The sequence below is a fragment of the Paenibacillus sp. FSL H8-0280 genome (assembly GCF_045040665.1).
Taxonomy (GTDB): domain Bacteria; phylum Bacillota; class Bacilli; order Paenibacillales; family Paenibacillaceae; genus Paenibacillus; species Paenibacillus xylanexedens_A.
In genome coordinates this window covers 6,389,613-6,411,491 of the sequence record NZ_CP150296.1, presented here as the reverse complement: position 1 = coordinate 6,411,491, position 21,879 = coordinate 6,389,613, and the positions used below count along the sequence as shown (strand labels likewise).

17 protein-coding genes are annotated in these 21,879 nt (G+C 48.9%); 12 read left to right on the top strand and 5 right to left on the bottom strand.

Annotation, left to right across the window (positions count from 1 at the left end):
* Positions 1-52 precede the first annotated feature (52 nt).
* On the top strand, positions 53-682 hold the full coding sequence (locus MHI12_RS27945; protein ID WP_405170889.1) for a molybdenum cofactor guanylyltransferase: 630 nt from the start codon (positions 53-55) through the stop codon (positions 680-682).
* On the opposite strand, the gene MHI12_RS27940 is transcribed toward MHI12_RS27945, so the two are convergent.
* The gene (locus MHI12_RS27940) at positions 652-1,623 is read right to left on the bottom strand and encodes a helix-turn-helix domain-containing protein (RefSeq protein WP_405170888.1); all 972 of its coding nucleotides are present in this window, start codon (positions 1,621-1,623) and stop codon (positions 652-654) included. The two genes, MHI12_RS27945 and MHI12_RS27940, sit on opposite strands and share 31 nt — an antisense overlap.
* 248 nt (positions 1,624-1,871) lie before the next feature.
* Here MHI12_RS27940 and MHI12_RS27935 point away from each other — a divergent pair, with 248 nt between their 5' ends.
* The 6 genes from MHI12_RS27935 (at position 1,872) to MHI12_RS27910 (ending at position 10,436) form a co-directional block, all read left to right on the top strand.
* A complete protein-coding gene (locus MHI12_RS27935) occupies positions 1,872-3,875 on the top strand; it encodes a beta-galactosidase (RefSeq protein ID WP_405170887.1) in 2,004 nt (667 codons plus the stop codon).
* Between the two features lie 348 nt (positions 3,876-4,223).
* Positions 4,224-6,014, top strand: a complete 1,791-nt coding sequence (locus MHI12_RS27930; protein WP_405170886.1) for a sensor histidine kinase — start codon at positions 4,224-4,226, stop codon at positions 6,012-6,014.
* Positions 6,011-7,120, top strand: a complete 1,110-nt coding sequence (locus tag MHI12_RS27925) for a response regulator (protein ID WP_405170885.1) — start codon at positions 6,011-6,013, stop codon at positions 7,118-7,120. Before MHI12_RS27930 ends, MHI12_RS27925 begins: the two co-directional genes overlap by 4 nt.
* Positions 7,121-7,267: 147 nt before the next feature.
* Positions 7,268-8,548 carry an ABC transporter substrate-binding protein gene (locus tag MHI12_RS27920; protein ID WP_405170884.1) on the top strand — a complete coding sequence of 427 codons (1,281 nt, stop codon included), beginning with the start codon at positions 7,268-7,270 and terminating at the stop codon, positions 8,546-8,548.
* A 179-nt stretch (positions 8,549-8,727) separates the two neighbouring features.
* Complete coding sequence (locus MHI12_RS27915) at positions 8,728-9,612, top strand: carbohydrate ABC transporter permease (protein WP_047840741.1); 885 nt, start codon at positions 8,728-8,730, stop codon at positions 9,610-9,612.
* Positions 9,609-10,436 carry a carbohydrate ABC transporter permease gene (locus tag MHI12_RS27910; RefSeq protein WP_047840740.1) on the top strand — a complete coding sequence of 276 codons (828 nt, stop codon included), beginning with the start codon at positions 9,609-9,611 and terminating at the stop codon, positions 10,434-10,436. The genes MHI12_RS27915 and MHI12_RS27910 overlap by 4 nt, the downstream gene beginning before the upstream one ends.
* A 159-nt stretch (positions 10,437-10,595) precedes the next feature.
* On the opposite strand, the gene MHI12_RS27905 is transcribed toward MHI12_RS27910, so the two are convergent.
* Positions 10,596-12,089 (bottom strand): PLP-dependent aminotransferase family protein, encoded by a 1,494-nt coding sequence (locus MHI12_RS27905; RefSeq protein ID WP_405170883.1) that lies wholly within the window; start codon positions 12,087-12,089, stop codon positions 10,596-10,598.
* Positions 12,090-12,224: 135 nt separating this feature from the next.
* On the opposite strand from MHI12_RS27905, the gene MHI12_RS27900 reads away from it, so the two are divergent.
* Positions 12,225-12,833: a LysE/ArgO family amino acid transporter gene (locus tag MHI12_RS27900; protein ID WP_405170882.1), complete on the top strand. Its 609-nt coding sequence runs from the start codon at positions 12,225-12,227 to the stop codon at positions 12,831-12,833.
* Between the two features lie 211 nt (positions 12,834-13,044).
* Here the strand turns inward: MHI12_RS27900 and MHI12_RS27895 are convergent, their stop codons facing one another.
* From MHI12_RS27895 to MHI12_RS27885, 3 genes are all read right to left on the bottom strand, one after another.
* Positions 13,045-13,881, bottom strand: a complete 837-nt coding sequence (locus tag MHI12_RS27895; protein WP_124116569.1) for a methyl-accepting chemotaxis protein — start codon at positions 13,879-13,881, stop codon at positions 13,045-13,047.
* Between the two features lie 374 nt (positions 13,882-14,255).
* Positions 14,256-15,257 (bottom strand): GTP 3',8-cyclase MoaA, encoded by a 1,002-nt coding sequence (gene moaA, locus MHI12_RS27890; protein ID WP_100528370.1) that lies wholly within the window; start codon positions 15,255-15,257, stop codon positions 14,256-14,258.
* A gap of 119 nt (positions 15,258-15,376) precedes the next feature.
* Positions 15,377-17,602, bottom strand: coding sequence for a methyl-accepting chemotaxis protein (locus MHI12_RS27885; protein WP_405170881.1), 2,226 nt, complete (start codon positions 17,600-17,602; stop codon positions 15,377-15,379).
* 522 nt (positions 17,603-18,124) lie between these two features.
* On the opposite strand from MHI12_RS27885, the gene MHI12_RS27880 reads away from it, so the two are divergent.
* The 4 genes from MHI12_RS27880 to MHI12_RS27865 all read left to right on the top strand — a co-directional run bounded on the left by MHI12_RS27880 (position 18,125) and on the right by MHI12_RS27865 (position 21,878).
* Positions 18,125-18,949, top strand: coding sequence for an ABC transporter ATP-binding protein (locus MHI12_RS27880; RefSeq protein ID WP_405170880.1), 825 nt, complete (start codon positions 18,125-18,127; stop codon positions 18,947-18,949).
* Positions 18,930-19,742: an ABC transporter permease gene (locus tag MHI12_RS27875; protein ID WP_405170879.1), complete on the top strand. Its 813-nt coding sequence runs from the start codon at positions 18,930-18,932 to the stop codon at positions 19,740-19,742. The genes MHI12_RS27880 and MHI12_RS27875 overlap by 20 nt, the downstream gene beginning before the upstream one ends.
* Entirely contained in the window at positions 19,739-20,677 is a 939-nt protein-coding gene (locus MHI12_RS27870; RefSeq protein WP_405170878.1) for an ABC transporter permease, read from the top strand. Before MHI12_RS27875 ends, MHI12_RS27870 begins: the two co-directional genes overlap by 4 nt.
* Before the next feature lie 136 nt (positions 20,678-20,813).
* The gene (locus tag MHI12_RS27865) at positions 20,814-21,878 is read left to right on the top strand and encodes an ABC transporter substrate-binding protein (protein ID WP_338707188.1); all 1,065 of its coding nucleotides are present in this window, start codon (positions 20,814-20,816) and stop codon (positions 21,876-21,878) included.
* Position 21,879 lies beyond the last annotated feature (1 nt).

Sequence of the window (21,879 nt, the reverse complement as noted above, 5' to 3'; positions counted from 1 at the left end):
TTTGAAATTGATGCAGTCAAACACATATCGTGATCTGAGGGAGGATAACAACATGAACACGCGTGAATGGACAGGCATCATATTGGCAGGAGGATTATCCAGTCGCATGGGGACCAACAAGGCCATGCTGGAACTGAACGGTTCCGTTGTACTGCAACATGTCACAAAGGCCATGAGACCCTCAGTATCCCGTATCATCGTGGCTGCTGGACCCAACGTGACAACCTACGGCGAAATGGGCTACGACTGCGTCCAGGATCACTATCCGGGGAAGGGACCACTCGCGGGTCTTCACGCGGCCCTTGAGGCTTCCGGTACGGAATGGAATCTGGTCTGCGCCTGCGATATGCCGCTCCTGCAAACGTCCTTTTTTGATGGGATAAAAAAGCTGGCCGAGTCGCATGACTCTTATTCTGCTATCGTTCCACGTGTGGATGGGCGTGTCCATCCGCTTGCAGGTGCGTATCACAGGCATGTGCTCCCCGATCTGGAGCAACGCCTGATGCAGAATCATCTTCGGGTCATGCGATGGCTTGAAGAGATCGGTTGTCGCTATGTCGGAGCGGAAGAGCTTGAGAGAGCTGGTGTCCATCAAGTAGCGATGCAAATGAGTAATATGAACACGCCGGAAGAGTACGAACGCATCCGTAATCAAGATTCTGGACTCGATTCCGATCTGTAGGATACAGGATCACCTGATGCATCTGCATGATGATTGCGATATTGAAGTGGGCTTTGGCCTGTCCAACGTTTGAATTGTCTGCTGAAATGGGACAGATGGGTGTAACCCAGCTTCCACGCAATTTCCCCGAGCGACAGCTCTGGCTGTTCGATCAGCACTTTGGCCTCCTGCAACTTCAAGCTGGACAGGTAAGCCCTGGGCGAACGCCCATACACCTTGCGAAAGACCTGCAAACCATATCCCGGGCTGATGCCAAACGAGGATATAATCTGCTCCACTTTGACCGTGGATACACTGCTTTCCTTGGTTCGAAGCTGGGCATGGAATGCCTGCTTGATCGCCTCCGCTATAGCTCCCGCATAATGCATGGCTGTTGGCGCTGGTGCATGTGAAGCAGCAACGGAAGTGGTGGACTCCGGTTCATTGTCAGCAGCTTGGGACAACAGGGCGAACAGTTCAAACATGCGGGCCTGCATGATCATTTTATCAGTGGACGTGTAGGCTTCAGATACGTTAATCATCCCCATCCAACTCTCCAGCACAACGCGTATTTTCCTATTATCAGCCGTACCTGCTGCGTAGATGCGGCTGTGCTGTGACATCAGCTTCAGGGTGAAGACCGGATCATCCACATTAAAATGAGCGCTAAAATAAGTCATGCCTTCCGTGGATACACATTGATTTGTATGTTTGAACCCGGGAGGAATGAGAAGAATGGAACCTTCCTCCACGGTATAGGTATAACCATGAATCACACTCTCCTGCGTACCTTCGATGATCAACATAATCTCAAAGCCCGGATGTGATTCCTCGGGCATCGCCCATCCATAGGGTACTTGTTGGGTGTGAGCACCATAGAATTTGATGTTACAGTCGATAATAGGCAGCCAGTGGGCCAGCGTATGGTGAGGCATTTCTCGGAACTGTGATCGGATATCCATAACATTCACCTCGGAAAAGGGTAAAAACAACTTGCCTTATACAATCGGCACCCGTAGTATACTTCATTATAATCAGTTTAACGTGAGCATGGTTAATCCATGGAACGCATCAGCGTTTGAAGTGGTTGCTGAACAACCCAAGTTCTTCAACCGATATTAATGTAAACGCTACCATTATGGGTTGGAATATGTCAACTCTTGCACACGTCAAGATCATTATATTTTCCACCTAAAAAGGAGATTAAATCATGGACAAATTATTATATGGTGTAGCTTACTATGATGAATATATGCCTTACGAAAGATTGGACAAAGACATTCAGATGATGAAGGATGCAGGGATCAACGTGGTCCGCATTGCTGAATCAACCTGGAGTACCCATGAACCGCAGAATGGTGTATTTGACTTCTCTTCCGTAGACCGCGTGTTGGATGCCATGCATGAGGCAGGGATTCAGGTTATCGTTGGCACACCAACGTATGCTGTTCCTACATGGATGGTCAAGGAACATCCGGACGTGCTGGCCACCACCTCACAGGGACCTGGCAAATACGGCGCAAGACAGATCATGGACATTACACACCCAACCTATCTATTCTATGCCGAACGGATCATCCGCAAGCTGATCTCTCGGGTAAGCACACATCCAGCGGTAATCGGTTATCAGACAGATAACGAGACGAAGCATTACAATACGGCCGGAGATAATGTACAACTGCAATTCGTCAAATACATGCGGAACAAGTTCAGCTCTTTGGATGAGCTCAACAAGGAATTTGGCCTCGACTACTGGAGCAATCGAATCAATAGCTGGGAAGACTTCCCGTCTGTTGTAGGAACGATCAACGGTAGTCTGGGCGCTGAATTTGCCAAGTTCCAGCGACAGCTGGTAACCAACTTTTTGGCTTGGCAAGTGGGGATCGTGAATGAATACAAACAGGAAGGACAGTTTGTTACCCAGAACTTTGACTTTGACTGGCGTGGATATTCCTACGGTATTCAAGGGGATGTGGATCATTTTGCAGCATCGAAACCTTTTGACATCACCAGTGTGGACATCTACCATCCTTCCCAGGATGATCTGACCGGCATTGAAATTTCATTCGGTGGGGACGTGGCGCGTTCCACCAAACAATCGAACTATCTGGTACTGGAGACCGAAGCCCAGGCGTTCTGGCATTGGGTTCCATATCCGGGACAGCTGCGTTTGCAGGCATTCAGTCATCTGGCATCAGGAGCGAACATGGTCGCTTACTGGCACTGGCATTCGTTACACAATTCGTTTGAGACGTATTGGAAGGGATTGCTCAGTCATGACTTTGAACCGAATCCGGTGTACAACGAAGCAAAGACGATTGGTAGGGATTTTGCCCGACTCAGTCCTAAGCTCGTGAATCTGAAGAAAAAGAATCGGGTAGCCGTGCTGTTTAGCAATGAGGCCCTGACATCCATCAAGTGGTTTGGTTTTAACTTCACCAGTGACAAGAATTACAATGACGTGGTGCGCTGGATGTACGATGAATTGTATAAAATGAATATTGGCTGTGACCTCATCGACCCATCGGTTGAGAGTTATGCGGAGTATGACGTGCTCGTTGTACCTGCTCTGTATGCTGCTTCGGATGCATTGTTGGAAAAATTAAATCAATTCGTACAGGATGGTGGACATATCGTCTACTCGTTCAAAAGCGGATTTGCAAATGAGCATATCAAGGTACGCTCTACCCGCCAGCCCGGCCTGATCAGTGAGGCATGCGGGATCAGTTATAACCTTTTTGTAGAGCCAAAACATGTTTCATTGCGGGATGATCCATTTGGAGTTGGCGAGGAGCAAAACCAGGTTCACACCTGGATGGAACTAATTACACCAACAACGGCTGAGGTACTCGCTTGGTATGATCATCCACATTGGGGTGAATATGCGGCAATTACCCAGAATGTCTATGGAAAAGGCAAAGCAACCTATGTCGGCTGTTATACCAGTTCTGCGGTGATCCGTAAGGTATTGGAACGTGTCATGAAGGAAGCAGGCGTATGGGGAGCGGATCAGGAGCTAGCTTTTCCTATCATTGTGAAGACCGGTGTGAACGATCAAGGGAACACAATTCGCTATTATTTCAATTATGCAGATGAGGCAACATCCTTCGTAAATGCCTATGGGGAAGGGACTGAACTTCTGGCAGGAACCCCGATTGCTGCGGGAGAGAAGATCGAACTGGAGCCATGGGGCATACGGATTATCGAACAATAATAGGAAATAATTAATATAGGTATATATATTGAATTCAATATGTACACGTTAACGGAGAGGGCAGAAATAACCTGAGGAAGCGACGCTAAAAGCTTTCTGAAAGAAAGCTGCATCGGAAGCATACACCTCGCCTTTATCAACGGATTTTTCCCTTAGAAAAAGGTAATCAAAAAAATCCGGTGATAACAGCGATCAGAAGGTTGTTCTGACCGCGTAGTGATCTCGTGCAACCATTCTTTCTATTGTATAACGTGATATTTTAACATTTCCAAACGAATATAAAGACCAATGCGCCCTCGGCTTCCATGCTGGGGCGTTTGTCTATTTTAGCTCAGGAGTGGATGCGCTGTGTTTACCGAATGTTATCGGAAGCTGACAGATCCTTTCAAACGCAGCATCCGCAATAAATTGATTCTTACCATGACGCTGCTGGCTGTTCTGCCCGTCATTGCCATGACCGCTATGGCTGCTGAGAATACCCGCTCTTCCATGGAAGAGGAGATTATGGAGACCAACCGAGCCAATATGAATTGGGCCTCCATCTATCTGGGTGAACAGTTCGCCCGCATGAATAATATTATCTATTCCATTCAGATCAGTGACGAATTGCATCAATATCTGGCGTTGAACGAGGAAGCGCCGGCGGCTAGCCGATTCGATGAACAGAAGGCCATGTTCAATATGCTGAACAGTGTATACTATTCTGCTGGCAATTATGTATTTGGCGTTGAACTCTATCTGAAGGAATTGGACACCCTGTTCACCTTCAACTCCATGGATTCTCGCATCAAAGCGGTATCGGAAATACCGGAAGGGTATCATGAGCTTTTTGAACAACATAAAGATTTTATGATTATCAATGATCCGGACGATCCGCAAAAGTTTCACATGACCCGCAGCATGAACCGCTTCGAGGATCAGGCACAGATCGGCGCCATCAGTCTGGAGGTCAAGTGGGCTGAGTTCAACCAGACCCTGGAGCTACTGGATAGCAGGGGGGATTATGCGGTATACATTGCGGACAACACTGGCAGTCCGGTCTATCAGCCAAACCAAGAGATTCAGCCTTCAGCGGAAGCACTAGAGAAATTGGCAGGTACAAAAGAAAGTTCGGGCTTCATCCGGACAGCCAAAGAATATGTATTCTTTCACTCCATCGAGCCGTCAGGACTGCGTGTGATCAAGATTGTACCTGCCCATGTCGTTAACGAAAGTGCTTTGGACACGATGAAATACGGACTGGTCGTGGGTGGCCTGGCCACCGTCATATCTGTGGGACTAGCTGCGCTGGTGGCCTGGCGCACATCGAAGCCCATTGTCAGACTGGCAAATTCCATGAAGGGTATCCAGCTGATCAAGGACAGGGAAGTGGTACGAAGCGGCCGGGTAGATGAGATTGGCCTGCTGGAGAAAAATCTGCACGGCATGGCTAGTCGTATCCGGGAACATATTCGCGACAATTACCTGATGAATCTGGAGAAGCAGACGGCCGAGCTCAAAGCACTGCAATCCCAGATCCATCCGCATTTCCTGCAAAACACACTACAAATGATTGGCGGCATGGTCTACTCGCAAAAACCGGCAGACAGTTACAAAGTCATTCGAGCCTTAAGCGAGATGTTTCGTTATATTGTGCGAGCACCGGATGGACTGGTGCCCCTGCAGTCTGAACTCGATCAGTTGGAGCATTATATGCTGATTCAGAAGCAACGTTTTGCCGGCAGGCTTGAATATACACTGGAGATTACCGGAGAACTTCGGGCCTGTTATATTCCAAAGTTGTCTTTGCAACCCATTGTGGAGAATGCATTTTTGCATGGTCTGGAGAAGAAACAGGGCGAATGGAAACTGGGCATTGAGGTTGTCTGTGAACCTACAGATGTAACCATTCGAATTCGTGATAACGGCGTGGGTATGGATGCTGAGAGCCTAACGGAGATGCAGTCCAGACTGGAGCGGCTTACCCGGCAGGCAGATCGGGTGTGGAGTTCAGGTACAAGTATTGGACTGGTCAATGCGGCCTCACGAATGGTAATGCATTTTGGACCTGAATATGGGATGGGCATAGAAAGTGAATACGGACAGGGGACAAGCGTTACGGTACGAATCCCCTGCAATACAGGAGGCGAAGCCTTGTGAACAAGGAACTGTACAGAGTGCTGCTGGTGGACGATGAACCGTGGAACCGGGATATTTTGCGCAACCTGGGAGATTGGAATGAACTTGGCATGACCGTTGCAGGTGAGGCAGAGGATGGCGAGCAGGCCATACAACTGGTCAAGCAGCATCAGCCTCACATTATCATTACGGACATGCGCATGCCCGGTACAGACGGTGTGGAACTGTTACAGACGCTGAGCGGACAATACCCACAGATCAAGGTGATCGTGGTGAGCGGATATGACGACTTCAATTATGCAAAACATGCGATCCGCCATCGGGCTGCAGATTATCTGCTCAAACCGGTGAATCCGGATGAACTGAATGGTGTACTGGCCAAATGTGCAAAGGAGTTGGAAAAGGTTGAATCAGCACCTGAATCGTGGGAATCGTACCCATCTTCGTTCGCAGGTGAGTTCTCCCTGTTTCAGCAGCAGGCCCGCCTGCGGTTTAATGACCTGAACGGTCAGAGTCTGCGGGAGTGGTTCCAGCAATTGCAGCAGAAGCTGGAACGATGCGAGATTAACAGACCTCGGCAGCTTGGAAGGGTGGCTCATGAATTACAGGCTTTGTTAGATGAACTGTGCGTCTCCAATGGCTTGTACGAGCGGCCCGAAGCAACGGCGCTACCTCCTGCGGCTGCACTGGCTTCCATCGAATCCACGATCGCATGGATTTCGACTCCGTACTATCAGGCTTTGGAGCAGCTCATTGCGCAGCGTAAATTCAAGAACAAGCTGAACCTGAATGAGGTGAAGCAATACATTGAGCAGCACTGTATGGAGATGATTACCCTGGAGCAGCTCGCTCAGATCTTTTTTGTCAGCAAGGAATATCTCAGCAAGGTATTCAAGAAGGAATATGAGGTGAATGTGACCGACTATGTTATCCAGTTGCGTATGACGAGAGCGAAAGAATGGGTGATGGATGAACAGATTCCGTTCAAGCATGTTGCCGAGATGGCGGGTTATGAAGATGTGTCCTACTTCTATCGGGTTTTCAAGAAGCATTTCGGAGTTTCCCCAGGGGAGATGCGGAAGGGACAGCCTCGTATGTCAGGCAATTCAGGCAGTAGCACGGAATGAGTCGTTCGAGAGAGCATTTGCGGCAGGATTAAGGTTTAAAATAATCCAATACACAAGTCTAATTTTGTCCAATGAAGCGCTTTCATTTTCTGATATATAATGATCCTATGAAAGACAAACCAGTTACACACCGGGAGGTCATAAGAGATGAAAGTATGGAAAAGCGTAGCAAGTGCAGTACTAGTCAGTGTTCTGCTCGCAGGTTGCGGTTCCAATGCAGGAACGGACAATGGGCAGGAGGAATTGGCATCAGGCAGCACGGTATCACTCAAAGTATTCGTTGCACAACCTCGGCTGAAAGAACATTACGATAAATATATAGAACAGTTCAAAGCCAAGGAGAAAGCAGAGAAAAACAATGAGGTGAACGTGCAACTGGAGATGCCGCCAGCGGACAATGCCCCTCAGATTCTGAAGACTCGTCTCGCCTCCAATGATGCACCGGATGTGTTCGCCCTGCATGCAGTCAATGAGATTCCACCATTCAGCAAAGCTGGTTATCTAGAAGACCTGTCGGGCCAACCTTTTGTCGATAAGCTACTGGATTCGGTTAAACCTTCCATAACGGATGCGGAGGGTAAAATCGTAGCTATTCCATTGGAAACAGTATCATGGGGCTATCTGTACAATAAAGATATTTTTGAAGAGCAAGGGCTGGAAGTGCCAACGACGTTAATAGAAATGAAAGCGGTCGTGGAGAAACTCAAAGCAGCCAACATTACACCGTTTGAACTGTCCTACAAAGAAGCCTGGATTCCGCAATTATTCCTGCCACTTACCGTGGGTGCATTAACTCAGTCTGAGCACAAAGACTTCGTGGAGAAGATGAATCAGGATCAGGGCTCCTTCTCCGATATGAAAGCATTGTTTGATATCTTCGATCTCGTCAATGCCAATGGAACGGACAAAGCGCTGGAAGTGGGCGGTGATGATGGTTCAGCAGCCTTCGCATCAGGAAGCGCCGCGATGTGGATTCAGGGACCCTGGTTTGCCGAAACCATTCTGAAGTCCAACCCGGACTTGAACTTTGGTGTAGCACCAATGCCGATCAATGACAATCCGGATGATACCAAAATCAATCTGAGCACTTCCACTTCACTGGCAGTATCGTCATCTAGCAAAAACAAAGAAGTGGCACTCGATTTCGTGAACTACATTCTCGATGACAAGGATTCAAGTGCATTCTTCGAAGCACTCAAGTTCAATCCGATTGCCAAGATCCATGACTTCAAGAGCTTTCCGTGGGTAGACGATGCCCAGAAATATGTGAGTGAAGGTAAAGCTTATGAGGACCCATCCCTCCCTCAAGCGGTGAAAGACGAGTCAGGCAAAGCGTTGCAAGGCTACTATTCTGGGCAATTAAATCAACAGCAGGTTATCGATGCGCTCGACAAGGCGTGGAAATCCTACAACAAAGTCAACAAGTAAGGAGCTGTGAGGAATGGAGTATCCGCTTTTGTTGGCAAATCTCAACGGTCTGAGAGTTTTGTCAACAAATTAGCGGTACTTTGTTTCGTCAGAGTCTCCAAGCAGATGATACGGCAGGCAGAACGTTCTTCGTTCCCTCGTTTACAATCATCCGCTTCGAGTGAAAAGGGGGAGAACCAATGGCTACGAATGTGTTCAAGAAGTATCTGTCACTGCTCGCGTTCACTGCGCCTGCCTTTGTCATCTATGCGATTTTCCTGCTGTATCCCACGTTTAGTGGCATGTTCTATAGTCTGACGGATTGGAACGGACTTAATCAGGATTACAGCTTTATCGGTCTGGGCAATTTTGTGGAATTGTTCAAAGAAGATCCTGACTTTCTGAACTCTCTGTGGTTCACGATGAAATATGTAATATTTATGCTGATTCTGCAAAATGGAATTGCCTTGCTGCTCGCTGTGTTGATTGAGTCACGAACGCGCAGCAAAGGGCTTTTCCGGACGCTGTTCTTCATGCCTAACATGATCAGTACAATCATCAGTGCTTTCATGTGGACCTTCATCTTCTCTCAGGTGCTGCCACAGCTCGCAGAGAAACTGGCTTTTTCGTTCCTCGACCAGCAATGGTTGGGTGATCCGAAGTTTTCATTTTACTCCATTTTGATCGTATCGCTCTGGAACGGTGTAGGGTATATGATGATCATCTATCTGGCTGCTCTCCAGGGTGTGCCGAAAAGTCTCAAAGAAGCGGCTGTTATTGATGGGGCCAACGCATTCCAGGTACTGCGTAATGTAGTGTTGCCGATGATAACTCATGCCGTGACCATCTGTTTCTTCCTGACGCTGAACGGAGCATTCAAAGTGTTCGAAGTGGTGTATGGACTGACTGGTGGCGGACCGGGTCGGGCCACGCAGGTGATCACGATGAATATCTATGAAGAAGCGTTCTCCAACAACTTCAGATACGGCTATGCGAGTGCCAAATCGGTTGTGCTGTTCATCATCGTACTCATCTTTACCCTCATCCAGATCACCGTCATGAAGAAGAAAGAGGTGGAAGCATGAGGATGCAACGACTGAACAGTTATCTGATTCGACTGCTGCTGATTCTGGGCTCTCTCGTCGCTATGCTGCCCATCTACATGGCGGTTGTGAACTCTTTCAAAACACAGGGTGAGATGTTCCAATCTTTTCTCGCGCTGCCAACAACGTTGCACTGGGAGAATTATTCGGACGCGTTTAACAAAATCAATCTGTTGGGCAGTTCCATGAACTCGGCAATTGTATCCTTTCTGGGGATTGGGGGAATCGTCTTCTGTGCCTCACTTGCGGGATACAAGCTGTCACGTACCTCCGGACGTTTGAGCAACCTGATCTTCTTCCTGTTTGTTGCATCCATGCTGGTGCCGTTCCACTCGATCATGATTCCGCTGACACGGGTAGCCAAAGGCATGGGGGTGCAAGGAAGCACGTACGGATTGGCCCTGATCTATATCGGACTTGGCGTGAATATGGCAATCTTCCTCTATCACGGGTTTGTGAAGTCCATTCCGCGTGAATTGGAAGAATCAGCTCAGATGGACGGATGTAATGAGTTCCAGACATTCTTCCAGATTATCTTCCCACTCTTGCTGCCGATCACAGTCACCATCGCGATTCTGGACTTCCTGTGGATCTGGAATGACTTCTTGTTGCCACTGCTCATGCTGACCGATGTGAATCGGTACACGCTGATTCTGTCCACGAACATGCTGTTTGGGGAATACAACAAGGAATGGCCGTTGATTCTGTCATCCCTGGTACTGACTGCGATTCCGGTTATTCTGATCTATGCTTTCTTCCAGAAGTTCATTATGGAAGGTATTGCGGAGGGTGCGGTAAAGGGGTAAAACATTCAAAAGAATACCTCAGCTTCGCCGGTAACTACGCGCTTTTGGTATTCGAACACACTTACGAAACTTACGCAAATAGCCTTGATCTGAAGGACATGGTCCTTCCAGGTCAAGGCTGTTTTTTGTTATGAAATCAGGAAACAGTATTCGTCGAAGTCAGGAGCCAGAATCCATGAGCCTGTGGACAGCTCCTGCAAGGCGTTTTAACCCATGTTCCATCTCATCAGGGGAAGCATAGGCATAAGACAGCCGAATGTGACTCGCATCTAACCGGTCATACAGATAACCCGGGTGGATAAGTACATTTTGCTCCAGACAGGTATGGAACAATTGGCGGATAGAAAGAGGGGATACAGTGAATTTTAGCCAGATGTAAAAACCGCCAGCCGGTATTTCCCACTCCGCTATGCCATGAAAGTGCTGTTGTAACAGATCCAGCATGAAGTCTCTTCGTTTGCGAAGTTCAGGGCGAAGGCGTTCCATATGTCCAGCGTGATGTCCTTCTGCGAACCACAGGGCAGCAGCTTCTTGGGCGAGTGAACTGGTGCCGTAATCGGTCTGCATCTTGATATCTGCGAGACGGCGAATGACCGGCTCTGGCCCAACCAGCCATCCGAGACGCAGTCCGGGACTGACTGCCTTTGACAGGGTACCCATATGCAGCACCCGTCCTTCCTGGTCACGCGCCTTCAGTGATGAGGGAGGAGGAGTATCCAGCCATAGATCACTATAGGCGGAATCCTCCAGTATGGAGATGCCCAAAGTTCGAGCGGTGGTCATCAGCTCTTCCCGACGGTGATCACTCATGACAGAGCCGGTGGGATTGTGAAAGCTCGGGATCGTGTAGAGAAGCGAGGTGTGGTCTTGATCTTTTACATGCTGCGCCGCGTTCTCCAGACGTGCAATATGCAATCCTTCGTCATCCATCGGGATGCCACTCATTTTCAACCCTGCCGACTGAAAGGCGTGAATCGAATAGAGATACGATGGTTTTTCCAGCAGAACCGCTGATCCGCGAGGGAGAAGTCCGACCGAAATCAAGTGCAGTGCCTGAAGAGAGCCGGATACGATCAGTATGGAATCTGGAGAGGCCTGAATGCCAGTCGTCTGCAAATGGACGGATAAAGCCTCACGAAGCTCCATGCTTCCTTGAGGTTCCAGGTAGTTGAGCGTACGAGAACGATGGGACAGGGCATACAGAATGTCGTTAAAAGCATCCTGAGGCATCAGCTCCGGGGCAAGCTCCCCTGTACCAAGACGTATGATGCCAGGTCGGAATTCAGCCTGATTAATCTGCTGGATCTCGGGCAGGTTGGGATAATACCAGCCCTCCTCAATAGCTTCGTTCCAATTGGGCATCGCTCCATGAGCTATGCCATGCCAACCGGAGCCGGAAATATAAGTTCCCCCGCCATGTCTGCCTTCAATCAGACCAGCGGCGGCCAGATTATCAAGGGCAGTGACCAATGTACTGCGGTTTACGCCCATGGACTCAGCCCATATTCGCTGTGAGGGGAGACGGTATCCTGCTGACCATTCGCCCGTTGTGATTTTCTGCCGAACATAGGCTTCAATCTGGCGATACAAGGGCAAGTCGAGAGAGGGATTCGGCTTCCACCCCATGTTTAGCCGAGAATCAGAACGTTCCATAACTGGCAGAATCACCTCCGTTTATCTTTGTAACAAACACTATATCATTTGGTTGGGTCTGATGCCATCCAAGTGGTTGGTTACGTCGGCCATCATCTGCCCTACTATGGAATACAGAGATAAGGGGGAAGAACGATGGAGGTTGTTATTCACGCAGTGATTCTGGCGTTTGGCCTGATCTTGCCACTGGGTGTGCAGAATGTATTTATTTTTAACCAGGGCATGAGCCAGAGGCGTTATATACATGCACTGCCTGCTGTAATAACGGCAGGGATCAGTGATACGTTGTTGATCGGGGCAGCCGTTGGAGGGGTGTCGCTCATTTTGCTGCGATGGCCAGTTCTGGCGAATGTGTTGTATGCAGTAGGAAGCCTGTTTCTGCTATATATGGCATGGAGTATTTGGAGGTCGTCCGAATCTGTGGAAGGTTCCCAGACGGTATTGTCAGCAGGGCGACAGATTGCGTTCGCCGCGTCAGTATCTTTACTCAATCCCCATGCTCTGCTGGACACGGTTGCCGTGATTGGCACCAGTTCACTTCAGTATGAAGGGGTGGAGCGCATCTATTTTGCCCTAACAGCCGCGGCTGTATCGTGGATATGGTTCTTGGGACTTGCAGGCGCAGGCAGGGTGATTGGCAGAACGGATCGAACTGGACGCATCAGTCTGGTGTTTAATCGGTTGTCCGCTGTGGTCATGGTTGGACTGGCGGTTATGATGCTGTGGAAGCTCATCTATTCATAGAAGGACCGTGATGTGGCTCGTCTTGTTTAAAATAAAAAAACTCCCCGTGACGTTAATCGCGCAGGGAGTTCAATATGAGTGCTGAATTTGGTGATCAGCATAACCTGCTGATCTAGTTAGTTGAGTTGGAACATGTAGTGCTCGATAACGCTTTGGTGTAGCGTCTCTTATATATGGTTAGTCATTTGAGTTAAGGTCATCGTAATCGGATCTATTCTGCCTTCAGCAGCATGGATTCAATAAACACTTTCAGATCACGGCTTACACTGTTCAACTGATCAATGACCTCGCTGAACTCGGTTACCATCACAGCCTGTTGGCTGCTAGACTGTGAGATGGATGTGATCTCTTGCTCCATCTGCTGAATGGAATGCTGAACATCCTTCAAGGAACGTTCGATATTCACCGTAGCTTCTTTGGTACCCGTAGAAAGTTTACGCACTTCAGATGCAACAACGCTAAATCCGGCGCCTGCTTCACCTGCTCGGGCTGCTTCGATGGCTGCATTCAGGCCTAACAGATTGGTCTGTTCTGAGATTTCACGGATGAATGCGGCGACTTTGTTCACTTCGCCTGAGTTCTGCACAGCCATGCGGGTATTATCCAAAATCTGCGTGGAAGATGCCGTCAATTGCTCGGATTGGGCGGCTACCGTCTGCACCATATCTGTTAATTTTCCGCTGATACCGCCGATCAATTCAGTGAAGTACTCCAGTTTTTCCTCGTTCTGAAGAGAGAAACCAATGGCAAGTGTGCCCACGATATTTCCTTGTTCATCCCGAAGTGGGGTGGCCGCCGAGTTGATTGATGTACCATAAAATTTTGCATCAATACGGTTCGCTGAAGTTTCCCCATGTATAAGCGCCCGGCGGAGTGTAGGGTCATCGAGGGAAACGGGGTCTCCTGCCTTGATACCCAGATCGAGTTCATTGCTGGGAACATAATACCAGAACTTCTCCGTGTCGGTTACCGCAATCATGATATCGTGTTCTTTCAGCATAATTTTAAAATATGGACTTGCTGCAACGAGTGCTTCAACGATGTTCAATAAGGTTCAGCTCCTATAATGTATGTGTATCATCTAGATGTATTGTATACATCGTCAGAATGAGGTTAATCTTGAAGGCCTGATAAGGGCATAACGTATATTAATTAAATTTTTAACAAATGAAACAGGAGAATTGGAGTTTTTCAGAAATTTATGAAAATATAACGAAAAAGCAGACAAGAACATGATGTTCTTGTCTGCTTTAGTTATCACCTATTCCTTATGACACGCTCCACTTCACATTATGAATGCTGATTTACCTAAGGGTTCACCGCGCCAGCGTTACCTCATCCGTTGTGTGAAGAGGTCATCCTGACGGTGGAGATATATATCCATACGCAGGAATGCGCGGTTGTGTTATATGCGTACTGTTGCTATCCGCCAATCTGGGACATGCGGCGTACCGTCGGTGTATGAGATTGCATTTTTTGTTCCAAAGCCAGAGCCATCTCATGATTCTTCGGTTTCGTACCCAGCGCTTTGAGGAAAAGTGCCGCCATGGCATTTGGATCATCCACGAAGCGACGGACATTATACTCATCTGACCAGTAGAGGCAGGCTTTGATATGTCCGTCAGCGGTCAGCCGAAGTCGGTTGCAATTGTCACAGAAGTGATCGCTCACGGGATGAATCAATCCAAATGTGCCTTCGGAGCCCGCAATTTTCATATTGCGTGATGGGCCATTGCCCGCAGGGCCTGTTGTATTTTCTACCGTCCACCCTGCTTCAGCACATACATCTGTTACGGCTTCCAGCGGCAAATAAGATTTGCGCCATGAATCTGAAGCCTGTCCAATCGGCATATATTCAATAAAACGCACATGAAGAGGTTGATCAATCGTCATTGCAATAAAATCCTTGATCTCATCATCGTTGATACCCTTCATTAGCACAACATTTAGCTTGATCGGAGCAAGGCCAGCGGCAGTTGCAGCTTCAATGCCTTTCAGTACCTTGTTCACATCTCCGCCGCGGGTAATCATGGAGAAGCGATCAGCGCGCAGGGAATCCAGACTGATGTTAATCCGGTTCAACCCAGCATCTTTCAACGCCTGAGCTTGTTTGTCCAGCAGAAGAGCGTTGGTAGTCAGGGCAATATCGTCAATCCCGTCAATCGCCGAGATCATGCTGACGAGCTTGTGCAGATCCTTGCGCACCAGAGGTTCGCCCCCAGTGAGCCGAACTTTACGCATGCCCATTGGAGCAAGCACCTTTAGCACCTGTGCGATCTCTTCGTAGCTCATAATCTCATCATGTGGAGCAAACTCCATACCCTCTGCGGGCATGCAATACACACAGCGTAAATTACAGCGGTCCGTAACAGAAATACGGATGTAGTCATGTATCCGGCCAAATGAATCCTGAAGCAGTTCCATGCAGACCACCCTTTCATCGGTTCAGATTGGAAATCTTCTATTATAAATGATACGACAATTTCAAAAGGAACAGTTGCATCAAATTTTAGCTATTTCTCCAATCCGCGTCAACGATGACGTCAGATGACAGCATTTTTGGCGGGGTGATTCAGATGGAATTGTCCCACGAGTTGTTGCAGGAAAACCGTAATGGCTTCCACGTTATGCGAAGAATGCTGAACCTGCAACATATCACGGATCAGCTCCATCATCTCTGCTTCTACCTCAGCAGAAGTCGCCCGATTTTGATGGCTGATTGCAGCAATATTCTCCATCAGCATGACCACTTGATCCACGACTTGCGTACGCTCAGGTTCTTCAGCGGTAGCATTTTGCAGAAGTTGAGAAGCGGCCTGAACCAGTGTTGTTCCTTCAGCCAGTACCTGATCACCCTCTGTGATTAATTGGGATGCCGCTCCTGCTGCCGTTGAGATTCGGTCCAGAATCTGATGAATATTTTCCGTAGAAGAGCGGGATAATTCGGCCAGTTTGCGGATTTCCCCTGCCACGACCGAGAAGCCTTGGCCATGTTCGCCCACGCGTGCAGCTTCAATGGTGGCATTCAGAGCGAGCAGGTTCGTCTGAGCTGAAATTTCATCAATGACAGCCAGTGCACGGTAAATCTCTTTCATGGTATCTATGAAGGACAGGATGGTACGGTTGGTATCGGACACCGCTCCTGAGATTTGGGTCATTTTGTCGCCGATTCGTTCCACTTCCTGCTGAGCCACGCCGATCTGTTCGGTTGCAGAGGTCTCCAGTTGTTGAAGCGTTATGCGCATGTGATCGGCAGCAATCCTGGCCTGGTCGAGATCTTCCAGTTGGGTGCGAATGGCCTGAATCATCGAACCAAGCTTGTGGTTCACACGTTCAGTCGTTCCCTGGGTTGTCTCTGTTGAAGTTCGCATCTGATACTGGTTATCCATAACGTCTACCGTCGCGAGTTGTACTTTCAACATAATGCCTTCCAGAGAGTCAATCATGTTGTTGATCCACTTCGCCAGTTCACCCGATTCGTCTTGGGCAAAAGCAGACGTGTCCAGGCGCTGGGTCAGATCACCCCTGCCTTCGGCGTTAATTCGAATAAATCGGCTGATGCGGCGCAAGTCTTCATGAACCCGTCGATATTGGCTACGATGCAGCTGTAATGCAGTGAAGAATCCGAATAACACATTAAAAGCGGCCATTGCTGCCGCACTCCAACCACTACCAGTGAGGGCATAGACAAGAGCGGCTCCTGCAACGCCTGACAAAAGCGTGAAGAGACTGTGCTGCTTGAACTGGCGGCAGCCAATGCTTCGTATCCGATACACTTCCTCCAGATCCCCTTCACACATCATGCCCCAGCGATCAGGACAGTGTGGCAGCTGGAAGGTGATGCCTTTGCCGATCACAGAAATATGGCGGTAATCCGAGTAGCCGGGAAAGGCTACGAACAGATTGGAACCATTCTGAATGGTGTTTGCTACTCCGGGGTGTAGTTCTCCGGTCGATGGGTCAGTGAACATGAGTTCCAGTTCGGTATGCTCCTTGACGGAAACGATACCCCATTCGGTGGTGACGCCATCTTTGAGATTTTCCCCATGTGTAAAGGTACGGTCTTCGAAGCGGCTTCGGGATAAGGCGGTGCCAGGTTGCAGATGGGGCCGTAATATCGACTCAGCCATAAAGAGGTAATTGTCACCGGAATCGGGGTAGATATGACCTGATTCTCGTTGGATCAGGTCACCGAGTACATCCCCGGGAACACGGCTGCATAATGAACCGACATATCGACCTTCCTGCAGAATTGGGGAGATAAACAGCAAGGTGACATCATCGTGAAAAGCGGACGAGCGTGGACCAATATCCAACGTCAGTGGATCAGAATAAGGACCATACAAGCATTTTTTGCCCTGACGATCTGCTCTGGAGTATTTCAATCCTGGTCCAATTAAAGCTTCGTAATCTTCATAGATCTGTCCAATATGTTTCTTATATGTAGAGAATACCACCTGATTCTGTTCGTTCAGCATAAATAGCTCCGTACTGTCTACGGCTCGAATATAACTGGATTGAAACCATGTATCTAGTTTACTTCGTTGCTGTGAACCTTGTAATACATCCTGTAATCGGACCGACTGTATCTGTTGAAGCAAACGATCCAGGTGATTCCATTGTTCATCTGCCCAGTCCATCATAAGCTGCCGTCTCGTTTCGGCAATTCCCTCAAAAATCTGTTCCACATCTTCCTTCATATGTGCGTTCAACCGATACGATCGCCACAGCGGCAATCCTTTTCTCCATCCCAGCCAATCAAACATCATGACCACCCCGATTTCTGGATTTGAAAGCTTCGTTCTACTGATCTTTGGATAGACCTATATATGTGGTTTTCAAAGTGATATGTGACAAAGGAAGCCAGCCTGCGTGGTGATTGATCCGGAATAGTGATACCGCCTTCATCATTCAGGAGCCTTGACTCACGTAGAGGTGGAAGTCCTTGTACGTCTATTCAATCTTTATACAAGAAAATGGACAAGAATACGAGGGCATATGTCATATTTTCCGAATATTTATTCAATAAATACAAATGATCGTGCGTTTGTTGTTAACTGAAATGTATGTTAGCTAAATACAAGGAAAACTCACATGGTTGTATCTGAGAATGCATCTCATTTTACATTGTGTAACATGAACAGGCCCATACTCAAAACACACTGTATAATGTAATCCCCGCCCAAAGCGATATAGTATTATCTAACAAGCAAACCTGTTACGTTCGTGTATATAAACCTCCCATTCAGCCTTGTGCGCAATGAAAATAACTTCCACAAAGGAGAATGCCCATGTCCTCCGCACCCTCAGCTACAGTCCCCGAAGCCTGCCATATTGATGTAGATCATGTGTCCGTTGTCTTTGGCACAGGTATACAACAAGTCACTGCTTTGTCGGATGTTACATTCCAGATCCAGTCCAATGAGTTTGTCTCTCTGCTGGGCCCTTCCGGCTGTGGCAAGTCGACCTTGCTCCGGTTAGTGGGTGATCTACTTCAGCCCACCTCAGGCACTGTTCGCATTGCAGGTCAGGAGCCTGAGCGGGCTCGACTACAGCGACAGTTCGGCATTGTCTTTCAGACACCCGCCTTGTTCGATTGGCGCACCGTTCGTCACAATGTGGAATTGCCCTTGGAACTGCTGGGTACCCGCCGTAAGGAGTGCCGCCGCATTAGCAGTGAACTGCTTGAAATGGTAGGACTAACCCGCTTTGCCGACCATTATCCATGGCAGCTCAGTGGAGGGATGCAGCAACGTGTATCCATTGCACGTGCACTTGCGCTTGATCCGCCATTGCTGCTCATGGATGAACCCTTTTCCGCCTTGGACGAATTCACCAAAGAAAAACTTCAATTGGAGCTGCTTGAGATCAAGCGCTCAACAGGCAAGACCTTCCTCTTTGTCACACACAGCATCCCCGAAGCCGTATTTCTGTCCGACCGGATCATCGTGCTCTCGGCACATCCGGGGCAAGTACATTCCATTCATTCCGTCAATCTGCCTTCCGAACGTCATAGTGAACTGAGAGAAACGGAAGCTTTCTACCACATGATTACAACCATCCGCAATTGCTTCTACGAGGAGCGTGATGAATCTCATGTCCCTGCGATTCTTTAAACCGGGTTATCGTTCATGGGTTGTCATCTGGATTACAGCGGTATTGGTACTGTGGGAAGCAGCCGCCTGGATGCTCCAATTGTTCCTGTCACCTCAGCAGGCCGCGTCTCGCCTTCCTTATCTGCACGAAGTCCTTGCGGCCCTTTTTCGGTACTCGGGTACGCTCGCAGAACAGGGGGCTGTCACTTTTGGCAATGCCGCCATTGGTTTTGCAGGGGGAACGCTGCTGGGTCTGGGTTTGGCGTTGCTCATGAGCGCGGCTGTCTGGCTGGAGCGCACGTTATCGCCATATGTTGTCTCCTCACAGATGGTTCCGGTTATTGGTCTCGCACCAATCGTATACGGCATCATCCACAACGCGGAGTGGGCTCGAATTGTTATGGCGGCGTATGTAACCTTCTTCCCGATCATCATTCATACGTTAAAAGGATTGAAAAGTGCAGCACCAGAGCATCTGGAGCTTATGCGTTCCTGTGGGGCTTCACTGACTGCACGATATATCAAATGTCTACTGCCTTCAGCACTGCCGGGACTATTTTCCGGTATGAAAATAGCTGCTCCGCTGGCGGTGACTTCCTCCATCGTTGTGGAATTGATGGGGGCTCCCGACGGACTCGGCGTCCTGATGGTCAGTTCGTTATATTACGGCCATGCTCAAGTTGGCATGTTCTGGGCAACCATCATGCTTAGCATTGGAATTGGCCTGATCTCATATCTGGCCATCAGTCTGGCTGAACGTTGGCTAACCCCTTGGCAGCCTGAATTCAGGGCCAAAGGAGGTCAGACCACATGAGTGAAGGTAGTGTGTTGAGCCGGAAAAGTGATGAAGGTGTGGCGATTGCTGCTGTAACTGGCGCGGCTACGCCCCTCAATGGTTCACAGACGGCAGCTGCTCCCGGATCGGAAATTCATGGACAACGGGGACAAGCCGGAAAGGCTATACCGGACACCGGCGTTCGCGGGCGCTCGATTGCACTGAGCATGCTTCCTTGGGGGGCGGGTGTGGTGTTTCTCGCCCTCTGGCAACTCAGGTTGTTTCATTGGATATTCTCGCTGGAAAGCTACCAACTGCCTGTACCTTCCGCGATCGCGGCATCCATTCAGGAAAATGCCAACATGCTCTTTCGATATGCGATGTACAGCGGAACCGAAATGCTGGGAGGTTTTTTGCTCGGTTCATTGTTGGGTGCTCTGGCAGCGGCAGGTGCATCGTTCTTTCCAACAAGCGGCAGGGCTGCGGTTACGGTTCTGTCTGCACTTAATGCGGTTCCGATCGTGGCTCTTGCCCCAATTATGAACAATTGGTTCGGTGACGGGATCTGGTCGCGTATTGCTGTCGTTACGGTGATTACAATGGCAGCGATGGCTGTCAGCCTGTTCAAAGGGCTGACTTCCATTCAGCCGCAGTACAGTGATCTGCTGAGTGGCCTTGCTGCAAGCAGGATGCAGTTTTTTTGGAAGCTGAGACTGCCTCATGCCCTGCCTTCCCTCTTTGCCGGTCTGAAGATCAACATGTCGACCAGTATTATCGGGGCCATTGTGGGTGAATTTTTCATCGCCTCCCAGGGGCTGGGGTACTTGCTCTCGGATCAGATTCGACTGGCGAACATGCCCTTGGCCTGGTCCTGCATTGTCATTGCAGCCGCGCTCGGTATTGTATTGTATGAAGCGGTTGTCCTAGCAGAAAAGCGACTCATTCCTTGGAATCGTGCACGCACAGATCACTAACGTACATCAGGGTACCAATCATAGATCGTCATACCTGATAGAGGTTGTTCAAAAAGTCCACGGTACTGAAAAGCAGACTTTTTGAACACGGACTGATGCTAGAAAAATCGTATATAAACAGGGGGTTGTTCTGTACATGTACAAAACGTTGAAGCCGGGTTTGCTGGTATTGGTCCTGTTGGTTGTTACGATGCTGAGCGCATGTTCTACGAAGTCCGAGCCGGCGGCTGAGCCTGTTGCTGCGAGTTCAGGAGGGGCGGGTGAAGCAGATCAACCCTTAACCAAAGTGAAAATTCAATTGAAGTGGGTACCGCAGGCGCAATTTGCCGGGATCTATGCAGCGAAGGAAAAAGGTTTTTTTGCAGATGAAGGCATTGATGCCGAGATTATTCCGGGTGGGCCGGATATCGTGATTGAGCAGCAGGTGGTCAATGGCGCGGCCGATGTAGGGATCACCGGAGTGGACAGTCTGCTGGTCAGCCGGGATAACGGTCTGCCGCTCGTCTCGCTTGCCCAGATCTCACAGAAGAGTAGTTATCGCTTGATCGCCAAGAAGTCGCTAGGTATTACCGATCCCGCTCAGATGAAAGGCAAGAAGGTCAGTACCTGGTTCGGCAGTCAGCAATTTCAGGTGCTCGCGTTTATGGAGAAGAACGGCCTGGATCCGAAGAAAGACATTGAACTGGTGAAGCAGGGGTTCACGATGGATCAGTTTTTCAATGATCAGGTGGATGTGGCTACGGCAACAATCTATAACGAATATCACGTTGTACTGGAAAGTGGAACGAAAGAATCCGATCTGGATGTGTTCAACATTGAAGATGCCGGTGTTGGCATGCTGGAGGATACGCTGATTGCCAAGAAGGATTGGGTAGACAGCAACCGTGAGCTTGCGGTCAAAGTAACCCGTGCCATTCTAAAAGGCTGGAACTACGCCATTGATCAACAGGATGAAACGGTGGATATCGTGATGAGTAATGTGACGGATGGCAGCACCACTCGTGAACATCAGGTAACGATGCTGGAAGAGATTGCGAAGCTAATTCGCCCGGAAGGATTTACGGAGCAGCAGGTCGGTAGCTTTGTGGATGAGTCATTTACCCGGACTGCAGATATTGCACTGAACTATGGCTTGATCAAAAAAGCCGCCAATCTGGACGAAGCGCTGGAGAAAAGCATCTATGAAGAAGCGGTGAAATAAG